The organism is Sulfitobacter faviae (assembly GCF_029870955.1).
GTDB classification, from domain to species: Bacteria; Pseudomonadota; Alphaproteobacteria; order Rhodobacterales; family Rhodobacteraceae; genus Sulfitobacter; species Sulfitobacter faviae.
The window spans coordinates 166,354-184,209 of record NZ_PGFQ01000005.1; the positions used below are offsets into that span (position 1 = coordinate 166,354).

The 17,856-nt window shown below is 57.0% G+C and carries 18 protein-coding genes and 1 pseudogene; 8 read left to right on the plus strand and 11 right to left on the minus strand.

The genetic code is table 11. From position 1 onward, the window contains the following. The first annotated feature begins 1 nt into the window (after position 1). The 8 genes from CUR85_RS19610 (at position 2) to CUR85_RS19645 (ending at position 5,294) form a co-directional block, all read left to right on the plus strand. Positions 2-277: a hypothetical protein gene (locus CUR85_RS19610; RefSeq protein WP_280323201.1), complete on the plus strand. Its 276-nt coding sequence runs from the start codon at positions 2-4 to the stop codon at positions 275-277. After that, complete coding sequence (locus tag CUR85_RS19615; RefSeq protein WP_156505593.1) at positions 274-432, plus strand: hypothetical protein; 159 nt, start codon at positions 274-276, stop codon at positions 430-432. The genes CUR85_RS19610 and CUR85_RS19615 overlap by 4 nt, the downstream gene beginning before the upstream one ends. Then, the gene (locus tag CUR85_RS19620; RefSeq protein ID WP_067261093.1) at positions 429-938 is read left to right on the plus strand and encodes a hypothetical protein; all 510 of its coding nucleotides are present in this window, start codon (positions 429-431) and stop codon (positions 936-938) included. Before CUR85_RS19615 ends, CUR85_RS19620 begins: the two co-directional genes overlap by 4 nt. A 215-nt stretch (positions 939-1,153) precedes the next feature. Then, positions 1,154-1,447 (plus strand): (2Fe-2S)-binding protein, encoded by a 294-nt coding sequence (locus tag CUR85_RS19625; protein ID WP_082851923.1) that lies wholly within the window; start codon positions 1,154-1,156, stop codon positions 1,445-1,447. Continuing rightward, positions 1,395-1,880: a bacterioferritin gene (bfr, locus tag CUR85_RS19630; protein WP_067261091.1), complete on the plus strand. Its 486-nt coding sequence runs from the start codon at positions 1,395-1,397 to the stop codon at positions 1,878-1,880. Before CUR85_RS19625 ends, bfr begins: the two co-directional genes overlap by 53 nt. Before the next feature lie 277 nt (positions 1,881-2,157). Beyond that, on the plus strand, positions 2,158-2,397 hold the full coding sequence (locus CUR85_RS19635; RefSeq protein WP_485129819.1) for a transposase: 240 nt from the start codon (positions 2,158-2,160) through the stop codon (positions 2,395-2,397). A gap of 272 nt (positions 2,398-2,669) precedes the next feature. Beyond that, on the plus strand, positions 2,670-3,686 hold the full coding sequence (locus tag CUR85_RS19640; protein WP_067261087.1) for a Fe(3+) ABC transporter substrate-binding protein: 1,017 nt from the start codon (positions 2,670-2,672) through the stop codon (positions 3,684-3,686). A 219-nt stretch (positions 3,687-3,905) separates the two neighbouring features. Beyond that, complete coding sequence (locus CUR85_RS19645; protein WP_244153715.1) at positions 3,906-5,294, plus strand: IS1182 family transposase; 1,389 nt, start codon at positions 3,906-3,908, stop codon at positions 5,292-5,294. A 37-nt stretch (positions 5,295-5,331) separates the two neighbouring features. On the opposite strand, the gene CUR85_RS19650 is transcribed toward CUR85_RS19645, so the two are convergent. The 11 genes and pseudogenes from CUR85_RS19650 to CUR85_RS19700 all read right to left on the minus strand — a co-directional run bounded on the left by CUR85_RS19650 (position 5,332) and on the right by CUR85_RS19700 (position 17,670). After that, complete coding sequence (locus tag CUR85_RS19650) at positions 5,332-6,087, minus strand: hypothetical protein (protein WP_093743708.1); 756 nt, start codon at positions 6,085-6,087, stop codon at positions 5,332-5,334. 21 nt (positions 6,088-6,108) lie between these two features. After that, positions 6,109-6,753, minus strand: coding sequence for a hypothetical protein (locus CUR85_RS19655; RefSeq protein ID WP_231886324.1), 645 nt, complete (start codon positions 6,751-6,753; stop codon positions 6,109-6,111). Positions 6,754-7,564: 811 nt separating this feature from the next. Next, entirely contained in the window at positions 7,565-8,518 is a 954-nt protein-coding gene (locus CUR85_RS19660) for a cation diffusion facilitator family transporter (RefSeq protein ID WP_093743706.1), read from the minus strand. Between the two features lie 133 nt (positions 8,519-8,651). Next, positions 8,652-9,086 (minus strand): CBS domain-containing protein, encoded by a 435-nt coding sequence (locus CUR85_RS19665; RefSeq protein WP_067631023.1) that lies wholly within the window; start codon positions 9,084-9,086, stop codon positions 8,652-8,654. 204 nt (positions 9,087-9,290) lie between these two features. Further along, positions 9,291-9,911: a cation efflux transmembrane domain-containing protein gene (locus CUR85_RS19670; RefSeq protein ID WP_093743705.1), complete on the minus strand. Its 621-nt coding sequence runs from the start codon at positions 9,909-9,911 to the stop codon at positions 9,291-9,293. 240 nt (positions 9,912-10,151) lie between these two features. Then, positions 10,152-11,513 carry a c-type cytochrome gene (locus tag CUR85_RS19675; RefSeq protein WP_280323202.1) on the minus strand — a complete coding sequence of 454 codons (1,362 nt, stop codon included), beginning with the start codon at positions 11,511-11,513 and terminating at the stop codon, positions 10,152-10,154. Positions 11,514-11,549: 36 nt separating this feature from the next. Then, positions 11,550-11,927 (minus strand): hypothetical protein, encoded by a 378-nt coding sequence (locus CUR85_RS19680; RefSeq protein WP_136720527.1) that lies wholly within the window; start codon positions 11,925-11,927, stop codon positions 11,550-11,552. An 8-nt stretch (positions 11,928-11,935) separates the two neighbouring features. After that, positions 11,936-14,481: pseudogene (gene ctaD, locus CUR85_RS19685) on the minus strand (cytochrome c oxidase subunit I). Next, positions 14,478-15,074: a c-type cytochrome gene (locus CUR85_RS19690; protein ID WP_248646527.1), complete on the minus strand. Its 597-nt coding sequence runs from the start codon at positions 15,072-15,074 to the stop codon at positions 14,478-14,480. The pseudogene ctaD and the gene CUR85_RS19690 overlap by 4 nt, the downstream one beginning before the upstream one ends. Before the next feature lie 397 nt (positions 15,075-15,471). Next, positions 15,472-16,467, minus strand: coding sequence for a cytochrome c oxidase assembly protein (locus CUR85_RS19695; protein WP_067263753.1), 996 nt, complete (start codon positions 16,465-16,467; stop codon positions 15,472-15,474). A 774-nt stretch (positions 16,468-17,241) separates the two neighbouring features. Beyond that, entirely contained in the window at positions 17,242-17,670 is a 429-nt protein-coding gene (locus CUR85_RS19700; RefSeq protein ID WP_067263750.1) for a MerR family transcriptional regulator, read from the minus strand. Positions 17,671-17,856: the final 186 nt, after the last annotated feature.

Here is a 17,856-nt window from a genome sequence, read left to right on the forward strand (position 1 = left end):
ATTGACTTACCTGATGCTTTCAGTCAGCTTCTCTAGAGGTGCTCTAGGCACCTGTCAGACAGGTCTGATTCTAAAAATCCTGAGAGGCACATTGATGTTTTTATTCAGTATTCCGAACGGCATTCTCGGGTCTTTTCGCCATGCTAAGAGAGTTGGCAAGCAAGACCGCGAGCCTCGTCTTTATCGTTGCGAACTCGTCAAACTTGCCATGGATGGAATTTTCCCGAGCGACCTCCCGCTGGAATATCTTCTGGATCGTATCAAGGGCACACCATGACTGCACCAAAAACCTTATACAAAATAGTCCTCGCTGACACCTCGCAATTACCGGCCTACAATGTCAGTGCTCTGAAGGAAGGTGGGATCGTGGACGAGGGTCAGGTCTACACTCTGCGCATTACCCGCGTGAGCAAGTTCAAGTCGACCAAATGAAGTTGCGCTCTGAATTACCGGAGATCGCTCCAACCTCTGGGACGCAGCGCGGCGCGGCTCCAATCGGCCTTTTGCAGGAACTGCCTTCCATCGAATTGGCGGCGATCGTCTATCTGCGCGCTTGGTGCAAAGGCAGGGCTGACCGAGAAATGATCGGACGGGATTTCACCTTTGTATTGGGCGAGCGTGAAGGAAAGAAAGCCGCCGAAGACTGGGATGCTCTGATGCAGATGCTCCTTAGCGGGGCACGTAGGCCAGTCATGCGTCATAGCCTTGGCTGCGAGTGCTTTGGGGGCGACGAGAGCGCCTTCGCCAATATGATTGCGGCGGCCGCCAGTCAGGACCGCGAGGACGCGCTCCTTTTTGCGAGCACTCTGATGACAGGTGCTGCGGCATGGGTCGCCGTTCAGGTGGCGCTGCCACTGGGGCAAGCCTTCCTTCGCCTGGCGCGCAACGCAGGCCTCCCAGGAACGTCCAAGGTTCAACAAACTAGCTATAGGCACTGAAAGAGGTTCTACCCGTTGAAACCCACACGCATGGCGGTTCCCGCCACCACCGCGCAAACCAACCTTCCCGCATCTGCTGTTAAGTTCGTCCGCGAAAGGAATGATCTGAGCGTCGCCGGGTGGCAGGTAGATAAACTTGAACCTAGGCCGAATAACCGAACAGAGACAAACCGGGCACATATGGCCGCTAACGCGACGTATTATGGCGGTTTCCAATGATTATTTGCCATTGTACGGGCATCACCGACCATGAAATCCATGCGGCTGTCGACTGGATGCGCGCCGCAGATGCTCAGACACTCATTACGCCGGGCAAAGTCTACCGCGCTTTGGGGAAGCGACCCGATTGTGGCGGCTGTCTGCCACTTTTCATTGCCACGTTGGCAAGTTGCGATACTATGGAAGTACCCATGCAACTGCGCGGCCTACAGCGCGCTACAACTCAGGGGAAAGCGGATGAAGGGCGACACCAAAGTCATAGAGTACCTCAACAACGCGCTGCGGAGTGAACTCACCGCCGTCAGTCAGTATTGGCTGCACTACAGGCTCCAGGAGGATTGGGGGTTCGGCAAAATCGCAGCTAAGTCCCGGGAGGAAAGCATTGAAGAAATGAACCACGCCGACAGGCTGATCGAACGGATCATTTTTCTGGAAGGACACCCAAACCTGCAAAAGCTTGATCCGCTGCGCATTGGTCAGAACTTGAAAGAGACCTTGGAGGCCGATCTTTCAGGGGAGCACGATGCGCGGACTCTTTATATTGAGGCCCGGGAGCATTGCGAGAAGGTTGGCGATTACGTCAGCAAGAATCTATTCGAAGACCTTATTTCTGATGAGGAAGGACATATCGACTTCCTCGAAACCCAGCTCCACCTCTACGAAACGATTGGCGCCGCCGGATTTGGCCAAATCAATGCGGACTCCGCAGACGAGGCAAAGTAAGGGCAGGACCCAAGATATGGCGATTTTCTTGAGCCTCTCTGGCAATTTCTATGCTGGAGAGCGCAGGTAATTTAGACCCGAAGAGGCATCAAAATGTAGAACCTTCGAAGTCTTACTCGAAAGTCAAACTATCTTGAGGGAAATCTGAAAAACCTCCCTTTTCCAACGTGAACTTGTTAACTTTGGCATCCCCTGCAAGGAACCTTGCTGATGCTGAAGCAACCTGCATTTCACGGCCTTCGCGATGCGATGAAGAAGAAGCAAACGCGGGCGGGAGGTGTCCCTGTCCGAGATGGACGCAGTAGTACCCCGGGGGCGGCTGATGGGGTTAATCACACCGCACTATCCGAAGACCGGATCGAAAGGCGGGCGTTCACCGAATCCGTTGGAAATGATGCTGCGCATCTACTTCCTCCAGAATCGGTATGCCCTGAACGATCCGATGGCCGAGGACACGCTCTATGACGTCACAGCAATGCGCAGCTTCGCTGGCCTCGAAATGACAACCCCCCAGTGACTTCTTTCGCTTTAGCGCTCGGCCCTCCGACGCAATTTTTGAAGTCTTACGTTTGAGGCAGCCACGGAGTGTCCTATTGCGCAGCCAGACAAGTCGAGATGTTTGTTCCGCCCTCATCGCCCGGCCTCTCGGTGCGCTCAATGGCTGATGGTCTGCGTCGGGAAATGGTGCCGGGCCTTCTGACCGATTTTATCGGAATTGGTTGCAGTGACGTTTGAAATCTGTTTCTTACTATTTCAGTCAAGTTATCCCAAATGGAACAGGACCCTGATATGACCTTATGCAAAACATCGACTGCCGCCGCCGCGCTGATGGCGCTGGCACTACCCGCGCTGGCCGATGGCGAGTTGAACCTCTACTCTTCGCGTCACTATGACACCGATGAGCGGCTCTACTCCGACTTTACCGAAGCAACCGGCATCACCATCAACCGCATCGAAGGCAAAGCCGACGAACTGCTGGCCCGTATGGAAGCCGAAGGCGCGAACTCCCCCGCCGACGTCCTGCTTACCGCGGACACCAGCCGCCTCAAGCGCGCCAAAGACATGGACCTGCTGCAAGCGGTCGAGAGCGACACGCTCGAAGAGCGCATCCCCGGCAACCTGCAGGACGACGACAACCAGTGGTTCGGTCTGTCCCAACGCGCGCGGATCATCTTCTACAACAAAGAGACGATGGACAATCCGCCAGCGACCTACATGGACCTCGCCGATCCGGCCTACAAAGGTCAGGTCTGCATCCGGTCCTCGACCAACACCTACAACCAGACGCTGCTGGCCTCCATCGTGACCCATGAGGGCGAAGAAGCCGCGACCGACTGGGCACAGGGCGTGGTCGACAACATGGCGCGCGCACCCCAAGGCGGCGACACCGACCAGCTGCGCGGCATCGTTTCGGGTGAGTGCGACATCGCTGTGTCCAACAGCTACTACTTCGCCCGCGCGATCCGCACCGACGTCGACGGCGTGAGCGCCGATATCGGCAAGATCGGCCTGATCTGGCCGGACCAAGAAGGCAACGGCACGCATATGAACCTCTCGGGCGGCGGCGTGGCCAAGAACGCCCCGAACCGTGAGAACGCGGTGAAATTCCTTGAGTATCTCGCCTCTGATCAGGCGCAGGTCTATTTCTCGGCGGGCAACGATGAATTCCCCACCGTGGAAGGCGTGGAACTGGCCGACAGCGTCAAGCAGTTGGGTGAGTTCAAAGCCGATGAAGTGAACCTGTCGGACGTGGCCGAGAACATCGGCACCGCGCAGAAGATCTTCAACTCGGTCGGCTGGGAATAAGATTTCACATCAAGTAACGCAGAAGGCGGGCTTTCGAGCCCGCCTTCTATTTGGGGGTGTCCGCATATTGTGTTGGTCCGCTAAGCGGAGAGGCTGTGTGAAAACTCCCCCATTTTGAGCGGACTGATGGTATAATTTCCCTATTCGGTACGGAGGTTGATGATGACGCAGTTTATCGAGGGTCAAAACCGTCAGCAGACGATGTTGCTGCCCTAATGTCTGGACGATTATGTTGATGAGAACAGCCCTGTTCGTGCGATTGATGCCTTTGCAGACCTGCTTGATTTGGCGACGCTTGGCTTCAACACGCAGGCTGCTGCCACGGGTCGGCCGGGTTATCACCCGGGGTTGATGCTGCGGATTTATCTCTACGGATACCTTAATCAAGCGCAGTCGTCGCGACGGTTGGAGCGCGAGTGTGGCCGCAACCTGGAGCTCATCTGGCTGACGGGTCGGTTAAAGCCGGACTTCAAGACGATTGCCGACTTTCGGAAAGATAACGGTTCCGCGATCCGGAAGGTGTGCCAGCAGTTTGTCGCGCTATGCCGCAACATGAACTTGCTCGATGGGGATGTGGTTGCGATTGATGGCAGCCGATTCAAGGCTGTGAATGCCAAAGCCAAGAACTACACACGTGGTAAGCTGCGCCAGAAGCTGGGCAAGATTGACAAGGCAATTGAGCGCTATTTGGGTGAGTTGGATCGTGCGGATGAAGTGTTGGAGCAAACCGGCACGGTGCTGCCAGAGGCCCGCATGGAACGCACTTTGAGAAAGCTGGACCACCTGCAAAAGGAGGCGGTGCGCTACAGATCAATCGAGCAGCGCATGGATCAGACGGGCGAGACGCAGGTCTCGTTGAGTGATCCTGATGCGCGCTCGATGGCGACCACAGCACGCATGCCGCGTATTGTTGGCTACAATGTCCAAACGGTCGTTGAAGCAGATCATCATCTGATCGTCGCGCACGAGGTAACAATGCTTGGGTTTGACCGGGATGCCTTGTCGATGATGGCTGCGGCAGCAAAAGATGTCATGACGACAGGTCAGCTCACAGCAATCGCAGACAAGGGTTACTATAAAAGCGAGGAAATCGTTGCGAGCGAAGACGCGGGTATCTCAGTTGTCGTTCCCAAACCCATGACATCAAACGCCGCTGCACGCGGTCAGTTTGACAAGGCTGACTTCGCCTATGACAGCGAAAAGGATGTGTATATCTGCCCGGCGGGTGAGAACCTAACGTACAGATTTACCGGCCAGCAAGACGGCAAAGCCATTAGATCGTATTGGTCGAGAGCCTGCGCCGACTGTGTCATCAAAGACAAATGCACGACCTCAAAAGAGCGGCGCGTGCGTCGATGGGAGAAAGAGGGTGTGCTTGAGCGGGTCCAGGAACGGCTGGATGGAGACCCAACCCAACTGGCTGTTCGCAGTATGACCGTTGAGCATCCCTACGGCACGATCAAATTATGGATGGGGGCCACCCACTTCAAAATGCGGCGGCTAAAAAACGTCGCCACCGAGATGGCGCTGCATGTCCACGCCTACAATATGACCCGCGTCATGAACATCATGGGCATTCCAGCAATGATCGCAGCGATGAAGGCGTAAGGGGTCCCGTTTACCCCAAAAATTTCTGCCTAAAACGCTAAATCAGCCACAGAGCGGCTATGAGAACAGCGCCTCCGCACCATTGCGCAAAGACGAAACGGCGGAACACCGGATCGTCCCGGAACGTCATTACACCTTCGCGCAAATAGGCCATGAAGCTTGTGGCCGCTTTTGAAGGTGCTTTCTGCTCAGGCTCTCCCATTGCAGTGAAAATGAGGGACGAGAGCAACATCAGGAGCGCTGCAATCCCAAGCACCGCAGCATAGGAAATCGGAAAATCAAGCGTTCGCAGAAGCCTGTCCGCCACCACAGCTATAAGAAGTGCTACGAGGCCGCCGCCGAAAAAACGGACCGAGAGCATCCGGCTCCGGCGTTCCGACGAAACGGACCGCGCAACAATGTCATTGTAAGGAACGCCCACGATCCCGCTAAGGAAAGCGTAGAGAACCCAAAGCCCAAGGGTCGCAGCACCAAGCGCGGCATCACTCCAACCAGCGACCGCGCCGGTCCACAGAACGATTGCGAGCAGAGCAATAGCAGCGGTCCTTCCGAACGCGCCCACGATGTAGAATGGCATTGAGGACGCACCGCGACCGGCGAGATAGCCGACGAAAAGTTGGGGCAGAAGCCAACCGAGCCGCAGAATTGTGGAAACTGCGCCTGCGGCGATAGTGCTGCCTGTCAACTGAAAGACCAGCGCAGACATGACTGTTCCACTGTCCACCGCAGCCGAACCAGCCTGGAATGCAGTGCCTGCGCCTGCCACATGCCAGAAGCGGCGGCGGGGGGTCATGTCCCACTCCAATCCACAGGCTCAACAAACAATCCAAACCATATCGACCAGATACCGAGGCCAACAAAGATCACGCCCAGCAACCAGCGTCGAGGCCGCAGCCATACGGCAACCCGGTCGAGGGGGCGTGCAAGACCAGGGATAACGGAGAGCGGGATCAACGGGAGCGACAGCGCAAGAGCGAAGACTGCCATCATCAAAAAAACCCATACTGGCTGATCCAATCGCTGTTGCCGTGCCCATAAGTCCAAAAAGGATCGGCGCAGCACAAGCTGGTATGTTCAGTCCGAACGCCAGCCCTTGAAGCATCGGGCTTGAGGCCATTTTCCAGCGATCCGGCGCGACCCCGATGCGGTGACGCATTGGTTTGTCCCAACCCGCAAGGATCGTTACCCCAAGGCCAAGATAGATCGCACCGAAAATGAGCCATGCGCCTGTCTGCAACCCGATAAGGCGCTGACCAAGCACAACGATCATACCGCCAAACCCGCCCATGACGGCGAGCCTTGCCAAAAGAAAGATTAACGCTGCGCTGAGCCGCTGACCCATCGGTCGGGTCCTCTGACTTCCCAGAAACAGCATATGGGCACCGATTGTGCAGGGTTCGACAAAACCGAGCAAGCCGAGGCCAAATGCAAGCAGCAGCGTTTGATCAGTGATGTCCATAAGTATCTTTTATTGCACTGAATATTTAGCGCTTATTCTGGACCCTCCGCCGACTGGAGGGATCTCAAGCTGGCGGAAATTGCTGTTGAGCGGTTTCTCCGCGTTCCAGTGTCATGCCCGCAGTTTGCTGTGAAATCGGCCAGCTGCAGCAGCTAAGTCCCTTGTCGATCCACCCGGATCAACAACAATCGTTCCGGAATGGACCAACAGAAGCACGCCGCGAATGGCGAGTTCTGTCAAGAACCAGTTCACGTCACGTTCTGACAATCCCAAGCATTCTGGTACCGTCACAACGACCTTATCCCTTGATTTACCGACAGCAGCAGTTGCTCTCGTTGGATGAGATGCTTTCGAGGACGCGTAGTTTGCCCTTCAAACTGGTCACACCTAACCTGTTCAATTACCCCATGCAGCGAAATTTCTTGTCGCTGTCGTTTGGCGGACGGCCTACCTTGGGCGGAAAGGATATATCCCCACGTAGCGTCGGATTTCGAAAACTTTGGGTCCATTTAAGGTCTTCCTCCTCTTAATCGTTCTTAGAAGCGGGAGGACTAGATCACGATCCAGCTTGCCGATTGATTGGCTCCGGCTAAGCTCACCCCTCTCCGCGGAACCATCTTCTTATCTGACCTAGTAGGCCAGATTCACAGAGCCAAACGCGACTATGCGCCGGCTTCGAACCTCGTGAGATTGAGGTCTCGGCCCTAGCTTGCTTGTCTCTTGCAGACGCTGCTGAAGCAGGACGTGCATCCGTTTCAGATCGCTTTCGCTCAGCTTGCCTTCGCCGACAAGGGCAATCATCTCGTCATGATCAGCCAGTGTCTTGGTTAACATGGTTTTTCTCGTCTTCTTCCGGCTTGCCGTGACCGTAAAGGTCGGCGTTCTCATGGGCTCGGTCTTCGTGCTCAAATTCCAAACTCGAATGACCGATGCTAAAATCGTCCTTCAGACGGTCCTTGATTGCCGTCTTGATTTTTTCGATTTGACGCCAGCCGTCCGCTGTCAGCACGACGTGGCAGTCCAAAGCCGCTTCGTGCTCCTGCATCTGCCACAGATGCACGTGATGAACTTCCGCCACGCCATCCACACGCCGCATCGCCTCAACGACGGCTTCATTATCGATGTCCGGCGGACTGCCGAGCATCAGCGTCCGAATCGGACCGCCGATCTCGGTGAAGGCGAGGTAAAGGATGTAGAGAGCGATGCCGATGGTGATCGCCGGGTCAACCCATCGCATGTCGTAGAGTAGGATAAGCGAGCCGCCGATGATGACCGCGACAGAGGCCAAAGCGTCCGATAGGTTGTGCAGGAAGAGCGCACGGATGTTCGCACTGCCCTTCTGCATCGAATAGGTGAGCACCGCCGTCAACGTGTCGACGACTAGTGCCACACCGCCTAGGATCACCACCGTCCAACCCTGTACCTCGGGCGGGTCGATCATGCGCATGCCACCCTCGTAGATCAGGTAGAAGCCGATCAGGATAAGGGTCGTGTAGTTGATGAGCGCTGCGACAATTTCTATCCGCCCATAGCCGAAGGTCATGCGCGCGTCCGCAGGCCGCCGCGCGATTTTCCGAGCGGCAAAGGCGATCACCAACGATGCCATATCCGAGAAATTGTGCAGAGCATCCGCGATCAGTGCGAGGCTGCCGGATAGGATGCCGCCGACAATCTGCGCGACGGTCAGAAGACCGTTGGCCCAGATGGAGATGGAGACTCGACGGTCGCCGGACTCGGGGTCGATATGGGCGTGATCGTGGGCCATCAGGCAATTTCCTATCTGTTCGGCAGATCAAAACGCGGTCAAGCGCCGCGTTTTGACTTCCTTTCAACATGTGCAGCCAGACCGGACTTATTCGCAACAAGTTCGGTCACTCGGGATCCCATGCGCCATTGGGTCAGCAGCAGCCAGAACTCTTCTCTGGCTGCGACACTTCCTGCACCAATTCGGCTGTTTCCGCGCCGTCGGCTTCCCGTGCCACGTCCGCTTGAGCCACGATCCCACAGCATTTGCCGCTTTCGTCTGTAACCACGCTGCGGCGCACCTGTTTTTCTTCCATCTTGCTGCAACAGCTTTTAACGTCCTCATCAGGTGAGACTGTCAGGAGGTCATCCGACATGACGTCAGAAACCGGCGTGTCGGCTGCCTTTCCCTCTGCGACGGCACCACAGCAGATGTCGCGGTCCGTAATGATGCCGACCGGCTCACCGGCGTCATTGATCACGGGAATCGCGCCGACCGACTTTTCATCCATCAGCTTTGCGGCCTCCTGAATCGTAGTGTCGGTACTACAACATGTTGGATTGCTGGTCATGATTTCGTGAACTTGCATGATCTTACTCCTTGTTTTGGTTACTAGCGTGGAAACCGAAAGACGGGTGTTCAAGTTCCTTTCATTGCGCTGAGCAGCGAGTTTCCGCGCAAGCGGTGCAGCAGCCACAATTTGGATTTTTCAATACTTGGAGTGCTGGTTTCTCGTCGGATCGCTTCCAAGGAAATGTAGTTGCTACGGTCACTGTAGCTTCAAGCCCCGATTTCAGGCGATGTCCTCACTTGCCTTACCGTCATCGTGCACCGCCTTGTGGTGTTCACCATGTGCGTCTCTCAGGATTCCGACTCCACCCCAGGCCGCGATACCGGCGACGATCACGCCCACGACAAGGTCCGGCCAGTTAGTTCCGAGCCAGGCCACGACCCCGCCTCCGACGACGATTCCGAGATTAGCCGCGAAGTCGTTCCAGCTGAACGTATTCGCCGCTCGGATGTTTACGTCCGGATCGCGAATCCGCGCCAACAGCCAGACGCAAAGCGCGTTGATGGCCGCCGCTATCAGCGCCATGACAATCATGATTGTGCCAAGAGGATCCGATCCGTCGACGTAGCGGCGCCAGGCGTCATAAAGGATGCCAAGGGCGAAGAGGATCAGTAGGCCGCCCGAAACATTCGCCGCTCCGCGTTTCCACTTAGCGGAACGGGACAGCGCAAGGAGGCTAATCGCGTAGACGAAACTGTCCGACAGGTTGTCGAGGCCATTGGCGATAAGCGCACTTGAATCGCCGAATGCACCCGATGCGAAGAAAGCGACTGCCAGCCCGATGTTGAGACCCAGGACGATCCAGAGTGTGCTTCTTTCCGATGCGTCCTGCCGCTGTACCATTCGCGAAGTCCAAAAATACTAATTTCAGTTCAACAAGAACGCGCAAGCGGTTATTTGGTTCCCAATCTGCATCTAGGCGATGTCGCCGTTCCGCAACGACGGTTCAGGCTCCGCCTTTTGATGTGTTGTCACGAAACGGAAGCTGGCATTGCAAGACCGTGACATCTGTACCTATTCCATTGGACTTGCGAACTACTGACGCTGTCGCACCCTAAGGGTCTTTGGAGCGCTCCGGCCACTTTACTTGCGCCTGCGCACGTGAGGTTGTTCAGCGTACCAGGCGGCAACTGCTGCAATTTGATTATCGCTCATGTTTTGCACGATTTCGGACATAATGTGTGAATATACAGTGCCGCCCCGCTTCCTCTGTTGCCAAAGGCTGAGTTGCTCCGAAAGATACCATTCGGGCTGGCCCTCAAGATAGGGGTAATAGGGGTTATTTCCCCGCGCTAACCGGCCGTGGCAGCTTTGGCAGGCAGGAATTTTTAACGGTCTGACTCCCTCGACAGCGATGCGTCTTCCAAATTCGAGCAATCCTTCCCTTGGAGTGACGAGACCCGCGGGCGCTGCTGTCGGGGTCATGGGATTAGAAACATCATCTTCTCTTTCCAGGATTCCGGCTTCGTCCTGCCAGGAGGACAACGGCGGTACGAATGGTTCTGGACTTCTGGCAACGAGAGGGCTGTCCACGGCATTGCTATCGGTGGGAAGGTCAGTGGTTGCGCTTCGAAACTCCGCTCCGGAACCTGTGACTGTTGCCAGAGCCGGATTCGGTTGCTCCGAGAAATAGCGCGCAAGCGCTTCAAGCACCTTCGGTTCATAGCGGCTCGCGGGGAGCTCCATGAAGCCGCTTCGTCGCTTTCCGAGTGCGAACGCGCGCAGCGTGGCATATAGATACGGCGCGGGCTGACCGGCGATGGCAGGAAATGCGTTCTCCGCCTCTTCGTCTACTTGACCCAAGCCATCGCGTCCGTGGCAAAGGGCACAATCCGCGAGCGCGTTTTCAACAACGCCGTCTGGTGCAGCGGCGGATTCGGCGCCTTGCGCGAAATCAATGCCCGTCGGCTCACCGCGCAAGGCCAACTCGGCGTACTGGCCTAGCGTCATGCCGGGAAGTGCCCGCAAGAAGGCGACCTGTGCCCAGACCTCATCGTCGCGATCTTGCGTTGGCCAAGCAGGCATGCCCGAATACTTTATCCCGTACTTGACGATCCAGAACAACTCCTCGTCGCTCCATTCAGAGACTTTTTCCTCGAGACGAGGCGGGCTCGGAGTCATCGCCTGAACTACTGGAGATTGCGGGACACCTGGGGCGCCGTGACATATGGAGCAGGCCGTCGCATAGTGGGCGGCCGAGCGAAGAACCAATGTGGGGTCATCGAGGTCGAGACCCTCCGGCTTTGAGACAAGCAACGACTGGCTCTCGACCGCATTCTCCATTGTCCAGCCGAGAAACCAGCGCGTCACGCTCCAGTGGCCGGATGAGGCGGCGATCGAAACCAGTCCCGACCAACTGATCAGGAGCGCCCCGCGATGCCGAGGCCAACGATTCCGGCCATCCATTTCCAGGTCAGAACGAGCTTTAGCCGCATGAAGCTGCATCCCAACTGTGCGATAATGAGCGATAAGGTCTGCAGTTCATCTACAGTCTCCAATGACCAGAATGGGCATGGTTTCGAAGACTACCGCAGCGAATGAAAGTCCGGCCAAAAGCAGCGTGGAGAATTCGAGAAAGCTTTCACGCCCTTCCGGCGTGTCTTGGTCATTCCGGAAACCCCCGCCTCCGGTTAGCCATTCGTGCCATGCGCGGCGAATTACGAGTGCAATCAGGCAAAGCGAGACGAGCGTCACGAAACCGATAGCAACGCGTGTGCTTCCGATCGATTCGAAAATATCGGCATTTGGGGCACACCGAAAGGCTGCGAGAAAGTAGCTGAAGAGAAAGTGAATTCCCCAAATCACTGGTGCTGCGATCAGTGTCCAAAGATTGTCCTTTGTTCTGCCAAATATCTGCATGGCCGATCTCACATCAACATCGGAAAATACGCGAGCGTCGCCACAGTGACCAGAGCGGTACCTCCGGCAAAATGCCAATATAGCGCCACGTTCGAGATATCGATATCGTATTCGGGGGTCATCCGGTCGGCATAGGAACGAGCCAAGCAGTAGCCGAGCATCAGGCCGCCCACCCCACCGTGGACGGCTGTCCAGATTGCTAACACCCAAACAGTCGCCGGATAGACGTGGGCGGACGGGTCGAGGCCGTTGGTGAACGGTCCCCAAAGCAGTGTCGCGCTGGCAGCGAGCGAGGCCACGCTGCCGGCAGCCATTAGGCCACGTGCCGGTCCGACCCGTCCAGCGCGGTTCAATATCCGTGCGAAGAGGGCTGCCGTCCAAGCGCTCGCGAACAGCAGGAGTGCGATGCTTGGCCAGAACACACCAGGTCCGACCGCTGTCGGTGGTGGAAAATCGGCATGGATAGTGAAGAAGTAGAAGTATCCGAAGATCAGGCCGACGAAGGCCGTGGCGTCGCCCGTCATGGTGATAAACATCGCCCACCAGCCAATCGAATCCGGACCCGACTTGTAGAGTGGCAGTTTCAGGCCGAGGCCGACATCCTTTTCGGCTTTCTCAGGAATCTGGGCGGTGCCGCGCCAGAGCCAAATAATAATAGACGCGATGGACAGGACCATCGCGGTAATGGTGAGGGTCCACCAGTGGAACGTGGCGAAGATGAACACTGCGCCGGTCATGATGGCTGCGATCATCGGCATGAAGCTGGGGCCAGGTACGCGTAGGCAATGCAATGGTTTGCCGTCGAGAACTGTTGTGACCAAAGTCTCGCGCTTCATCTCCTCGGCGTCGGGCAGGTAGAACCGGCCCTTGTCGACATCGTCGACGAAGTTCGGCTGTTCCCAGAGGGGATAGCGAGAAGAGATTATCGGCACCGAGCGCACACCCCAACTCTCTGAGGGCATTCTTGCCAGCCACTCCAGCGTGCCGGCGGTCCACGGATTTCGCTTGGCGTATGGCTCCCTGCTGCGGGGCCGAATCACGTCCCAGACGATCACCAACACACCGGAGGCGAACACGAAGGCGCCGACCGAGGAGACCAGATTTGATATGCCAACGCCAAGTGCCTCCGGGTAGGTCCAGACGCGGCGTGGCATTCCCATTAGTCCAGCCCAGTGCATCGGCAAGAATGCGACATTGAAGCCCACGAACATCAGCCAGAACGCGATCCGGCCCAGCCGATCCGATAGCTTCCGCGCGCCGATGATCGGCCAGTAATAGTAAACTCCGGCCATCAAGGGGAACAGCATCCCCCGATCAGCACATAGTGCAGGTGAGCAACCACGAAGTAGGTGTCGTGGGCCTGCCAATCAAAAGGCGCCAACGCCACCATGACGCCAGTCAACCCACCGATGACAAAGGTGGCGAGCGCTCCCGCGACAAAGAGCATCGGAACGGAAAAGATCACGCGGCCGGTCAGGAGCGTTGCCAAAAACACAAAAATCTGCACACCGGTCGGAATCGCAACTGCCTCTGAGGCGGCTGAGAAGAAACCGAGCGAGATCGCAGGGAGGCCCGTGGTGTACATGTGGTGCACCCAGAGCCCGAAGGAGATGAAACCGGTGCCCACGGCCGCGAGCACGATCCACGAATAGCCGAGGATCGGACGCTGGGCGAAGGTCGGCACGATCATCGCAACCAGCGCGATTGCCGGGAGAAAGACAATGTAGACCTCCGGATGGCCGAAGATCCAAAACAGGTGCTGCCAGAGGACAGGATCGCCGCCGCGGCTAGGGTCGAAAAATGGCCAATCGAACATCCGCTCGAGCTCAAAAAGGATGTCACCTGCGATCAGTGGCGGGAAAGCGAAGAGGATCATACCGGCAACGACGAGTACGTACCAGGCGTAGAGCGGCATCAGGTTTAGCCGCATGCCGGGCGGGCGGCATTTCAGCGTTCCCACGATCAATTCAACCGCCGCGGCAAGCGAGGCAATCTCGATGAACGACAGACCCAGCAGCCAGATGTCCGGGCCATAGCCCGGCGTGTACCGCTCGTCCGTAGTGAGTGGCGGGTACATGAACCAGCCTGCGTTCGGCGCGGCATCGAAGAAAATGGATCCTGCGACGAACACGCCGCCGATCATGAAACACCAGAATCCGAATGCCGACAGGCGAGGAAAGGGCAAATCACGAGCGCCAAGCATTTCAGGAAGCAGAATTATGGCCACTGCCTCGAAGATCGGAACGGCGAAAAGAAACATCATCACCGTGCCGTGAAGGGTATAAACCTGATTGTAGAAGGTTGCCGTGAGAAAGTCGTTCTCTGGCACCGCGAGCTGCACCCGCATTGTCAGCGCCAATACTCCAGCGAATAACATGAACCCGAATGCCGCAGCCGTGTACCAGATACCGACCTCAGTGTTGTTCACCGCCGACCAGTAGCGCCAACCTTTTGGTGCAGCCCAGACCTTGCGGAGCCGCTCCTCCTGGCCGCGACGAACCTCCTCGTCCTCCTGATCCGGTCCATCTGCTGCGGTGTTCTCGCGTTCGGTCATTCCAGACTCCCTAGCCAAGCAGCAATTTGAGCGATCTCGTCTTTCGGCAGCATGCCAAAGGCCGGCATCTCGATGCCTGGCTTGAAATGGTCCGGCGAGGCAACGAAGTCGGCGATATTCTCGACAGTGGTTGGAACAATGCCAGCTCCAATCGTACGTCGGCTGGCGAGGTGCGTAAGGTCGGGCCCTACTACCCCGTCGGGCGGTGTGCCCCGGATCGCATGGCAGGCTGCACATCCGTTCCGAATGAATAGATCGAGGCCCTCGCTCTCGGGCACTGCTGCAGGCTGGGCCTGCGCCCTCACATACTCCGTGAATTCGGTTTCAGGCACCACGACCACACGAAAACCCATTTGCGCGTGAGCCGTACCACAGAACTCCGCACAAGCACCGTTGAAGACGCCGACTTCTGTCGGTTCGAGGATGAGCCGATTCACCCGTCCGGGTATCGCGTCCATCTTGCCCGCAAGCGGCGGCACCCAAAACGAATGGATAACGTCCGGGCTGCCGAGGAGAATTTCCGTACGTTTCCCCAGCGGGATCCAGATCTCGTTGGCGCTAGGGACCCCGCCTATCGGGAGGTTGCGCACCACGCCGGGTTCGCCCTCGACGCCGTAGGCGACGCGCCACCAGAATCGTTCACCCGAGACGGCGATGGTAGGGCCGTCACCGGGGGGCGCAGATCAGGCATCATCCTGAGCCCCCAGAACAGCAGCATCGCCAGCACGACGGTCGGAAAGACGCATCCTCCCCAGATGATGAGCCGTAGGCCGGCTTTTTCGCTGTGTTGTCCGGGCCGCGTCTTTGTAGCGTAGTAACCGATGGCGACAACGACAGCCCAGATCGCCACGGCGCCAATAAGCATTACCCAAAAAAGTGTGAGAACCCGCGCAGCCTCAGCACCGGCCGCGTCGAACGCAGATTGAGGACCTTCGCAAGCGGAAAGTGCGAAGATCGCTGGAAATGTTCTGCTCGTTCGAAATTTCTTCATCAAGTGGGACCCTTGCGCGTGGCCTTCGAGCCGAATCCGTTTGGCGTCATTCCGGTTTTTTCCGATACCCCCAGCCAGACGCCCACTAGAATGACTGTCGCCACGACGTACATCATGGAACCGACCGTCATCATCAGCAGTCCGGCCAGCTGCTGGTCTTCGAGCGGCGACAAGCCCCAAGCCATGGAGCGGATACCGTAGCTCGTATAGAACGCTTCTGGAGCGAAAGCGAGCAAGGCTCCGGTGATCAGTGAGAACTTAAAGGTAATCAGCAGTCCCAGAACGCCGGCGCCCGGTCCGCTACTGTGCTTGCGTGTTATCGCTGTCCAGAAGACTAATGCAGAAGCAAAGATCGAGCCGTGCATGATCGAATGCACGAGGTCGTTTTCCAGGGAAACGGCAATCGCTGGTGGCGCGTGCCATAAGATAAACACGACCAGTTGCTGAAGGGATGCGATGCTGGTTGCGGTGAGCCAGTTCCATCCCGTTCGCCAGGCCTCAGATGAGGCGAGTGACGCGAGCCCCCTTTGCCATGTCCTTGGCAACGTGCGCATCATAGTCGGAACAGGATGGCCCAGCACAAGGAATGGCGCTGCCAGCCCCATCAAGACGATGTGCTGGCCCATGTGAGCAGCGAAGAGACTTTCGCCCAACGCATCGAGAGGCCACACTAAGGCTGCAATCAGGGCCAGTATGCCTATGCAGAACGAACCCGTCTGCCAAGTTCGGACGCCGCGGCCTAGGCCGGCCTTCGTCCATGCAAGAAGAACGCCCCGTGAGTACAATGCCACGACACTTGCTAAAGGCAAAATGACGGAAGGCGGTAGAGACCAGGTTGTCCAGAAGTCATGGGGCTCTAGAGGTGCGCCGTCGGTGTGGGCGCGAAGCGACGTTGCGGTAAGAGCGACTACGATTGAGACAGATAGAATGAGCCACCTTTGGGACGGCGATGGCAAAGTGGTCTGGGGAGGTTGATGTCCTGCAATGTGCAGCATACACAATCTTTCTACATCTCCGTCTCATCCAATATCGGCGGGTCCTGACTTGCACCTGTCGCCATGCGATCAGATTAACTGGCTGATCCGTCACACGCGGGCCGATGAAAAAACATGCGGTATTCCTTTTGAACGAGAGGCGTTCGCGTTACGCGGCTTCGAGAGGCGCAGGTAGTCGGTCTTTCCAACCTTTGTGCAACATAGTTCCTCTAGCTGCTATAGGTTCAAGCGAATTCGACACCCGGCAGAGCGGCGCAATACGATAGAGCACAAATACGAACCCAACCGGCAACCTCTTCAATGATCCCGACACCGGAGATTTCGAACATTCAATACGTCCCTTGTCTGCGCCAATGTTTGTCGCCCGTCGTATCGCCCAGAGGCCAGCCGCGACAAGTCAGCTTTTAGCGTTCAGCAACGGAGATCGGAACCTGCGGCGATTTTCCGGGACTGGAAGATGGGATCCCAGTCTGCACAAGATGACTTCGTCGCCAAAGATGCGCGCGAACTCAGAGCCGTGCCCAGACCGACCAGACACGGCTGCCCGATTCTTTTCAGTCAGTCCGCGTACCACATGCGCGACAAGTTGGCCTTGGCCTTGAGCACGCGGTCGAAGGCCGGGGTCTTGCCCTCTGCATCATGAAGAGCGCGCGCAGCGACATCGAGATCATGCAAGTTGAACAACAGTGTCTGTCTCTTTGACGCGAAGAGCGGTCACACCCCACGCGGCGCGGCAAGAGCGCCGCGATCGGATAGACAAACGCAACGGGCATCTTAGCCGCCGATCTCTTCATGGTTTGTCAGGCATTCGGAGTGGTCTCTCAACACCTCTAACACACGGCAGTCAGCGGTCTGCCCGCCACTGCACTCATGCACCATACGTTTCAATTCCGTGCGCAGCGCCTCCAGGCGAGCCAGTCGATGCTCAACTTGCTTAAGCTGCCGGCGGGCAATCGCATCGGCCTCCGCGCAAGATTTTCCCGGGTGATCGCTGAGGTCGAGCAGTTCGCGGATCGCATCCAACGAGAACCCCAGTTGCCGCGCGTGCCGGACGAACGACAGGCGGTCAAGCTCGGCATCACCATATCGTCGCTGGCCGCCTTCAGTTCTGCCGGGTTCTGGCATGAGCCCGATCTGCTCATAATACCGGACTGTCTGCACTTTTGTACCGGTCTTTTTTGCAAGCGTCCCAATGGTCAACATTTCAGGCCCTCCACATTAGCTACAGAGGGTGTAGCTTTAAGTGGCAGACATCACAAGATTCACCACCTCCTCACAGGTCCGTGATTGCCAGCCAATTAGCGACAATCGCGCTTGAACCTACAGCTGCTAGAAGTTGTAGACACCTCCAAAATATAGAATCAAGTTCGGGCGTAGCGGTGTGAGGCT